This is a genomic window from Vibrio sp. YT-16 (genome assembly GCF_033337405.1).
GTDB classification, from domain to species: domain Bacteria; phylum Pseudomonadota; class Gammaproteobacteria; order Enterobacterales; family Vibrionaceae; genus Vibrio; species Vibrio alginolyticus.
In genome coordinates, this window is sequence record NZ_JAWOQQ010000055.1 from 1 (window position 1) to 2,111 (window position 2,111).

The window sequence follows — 2,111 nt, forward strand, 5'->3', positions numbered from 1 at the left end:
ACTTATTTTCTCCTTTGGGGTTGTGCCGATCCCCTTAAGTTCGTTAGGGTAAATGAACACCAAGGCAAACGTATTCCTTGGTATTTTTTCGTCATTAAGGATCTCTCATGTCAGCAACTGCGCAATCACAATTCGCATTAAAACGCCCATCCGGCGTTGCTGCAGCGATCCTCCTGCTCTCTCTGAAACTGATTCAGAGCTGACAGGCTACATCTAAAATTTCTGTCAGCTTGAGAAGAAGCTGACGGGAACAACCACATACTCTCTCCCATTCCTTTCAGTTTCTTCCAAGCGAAACGTGTAAGAGGAATAACAATGTTAAGCGCACGCAATATCGCCGCCTTAGGCTTTATGACTTTCGCCATGTATTTGGGCGCAGGTAACCTTATCTTCCCTCCATTTTTGGGTTACCAAGCAGGTGAAAACTTTTTGAGTGGAATGTCTGGATTCCTTTTAACTGGCGTGGGTCTACCTGCTTTAGCACTGGTAATGGTGGCGATCGTTAATGGCTCAGACAAGCTAACCGCTGCGCTACCAAAACCGCTAGCAACCAGTTTTTGGGTGATGGTCTTCATCGTCATCGGGCCAGCATTTGTGATTCCGCGAGCCATTACCGTCGCCTATCAATTTAGCTTCGCCCCAATCTTTGGTGAGGCGGCATTAGTGCCGTTTACGATTGCCTTTTGTGTAGCAACCATTTGGTTTGCGCTTTACCCAGGTAAGTTGGTTGATAACTTAGGCAAAATCCTAACACCGGCGTTAATGGCGATTTTAATCATCATGTCTGTCACTGCCTTGATTTACCCAGCAGGTGAGTTGACACAAGCCAGTGGCCCATACGTGAGTGGTGCGTTTGCAGAAGGTCTGACGCAAGGGTACATGACGATGGATGCGTTGGGCTCAATTGGCTTTGGTTGGATCATTTTCCGTGCTATTCGCAGCATGGGAGTGGACTGCCCGAAAGCAACGGCGAAATACACTCTAATTGCAGCCTTAATGTACGCTGTCGCGATGGCGTTTGTTTACATTTCGCTGTCTTACATCGGTTCCACTAGCTCTTACTTAGGTTCAGAGTTTAGCAATGGTGGCGATATTTTAACGGCGTTCACCTTCAACCACTTTGGTGCGTTTGGCTCGGTGTTGTTGGGTGCAGTCATGGTATTGGCCTGTTTAACCACAGCGATTGGCGTAACAACCGCAGGCAGCGAGTTCTATGACAACACCTTTAGCGAAGTGAACTACAAAAGCTGTGTCGTCATCACCATGGTACTGTCAGGCTTTATCGCCAACATCGGTTTAGAGCAGCTATTGGCAATCACTTTACCTGCGGTTGTGGCACTTCATCCTGTGGCGATTGCTTTGATGATGATGGCACCCGTTCGCAACAAAATGTCTCAGTTCATGTTGGTGCTTACCGCGTTCACTGCACTAGCATTTGGTTGTGTCGATGCTCTCCACATTTTGGGCTACATGCCGGAAGCTGCAGATCAATGGATGAGCTACAACATGCCTTTGTACAATGAGTTCGCGAGCTGGATTGTACCTAGTGTCATCATGGCAACGATCGGACTTTTGTTCACTAAAAAAGCAGAAGAAATCAAAGAATTCGAGCTGGTCAACGAATAGCCGCTTAACTTAAGACATCATTCTATAATTACGCTAACATACTGGACGTTTATTGATGACGGGCAAAGGAGTTGCCCGAGTAATGGTTCGTTGTGGAGCACATATGGAGAGACACTATTTAGATATAAGAACCCTCAACTTTATTATCATTTTGTTTTCTTGTATCTATGCTATTAGCCTGCTTTGCTATCAATATACTCAGAGCAAAATTAAAGGATTGAAAACGTTCGCCATTTCTCTGCTGTTTATTGGCTTAGGCCCTTTTTTATTGGGATTTCGTGACTCAGCCCCAGACTGGCTGACGATCATTCTTTCCAATACCATCATTATCATCGGCTTTTTGCTCACGTTATATGGCGTAAGCATTTTCCGTAAATTCCCTCTCAAGTGCGCTCATGTACTCACGTTTCTGGTACCGATATTCAGTGGCCTTTTTTATTACTTCACCTTTTATTCGCCATCTATTCGTATCCGAATCATTTTTC

General features: G+C 45.4%; 1 protein-coding gene and 1 pseudogene. Both read left to right on the forward strand.

All coding sequences use genetic code 11. The features are described 5' to 3' along the window. Window positions 1-315 precede the first annotated feature (315 nt). Entirely contained in the window at window positions 316-1,626 is a 1,311-nt protein-coding gene (gene brnQ / locus R7F07_RS24610) for a branched-chain amino acid transport system II carrier protein (protein ID WP_318110584.1), read from the forward strand. Window positions 1,627-1,729: 103 nt separating this feature from the next. Continuing rightward, a pseudogene (locus tag R7F07_RS24615) lies at window positions 1,730-2,111 on the forward strand (GGDEF domain-containing protein); the annotation flags it as partial.

Coding starts and splice junctions, on each gene's coding strand:
- brnQ (WP_318110584.1), top strand. CDS start 316: ATGTTAAGCGCACGCAATATCGCCGCCTTAGGCTTTATGACTTTCGCC.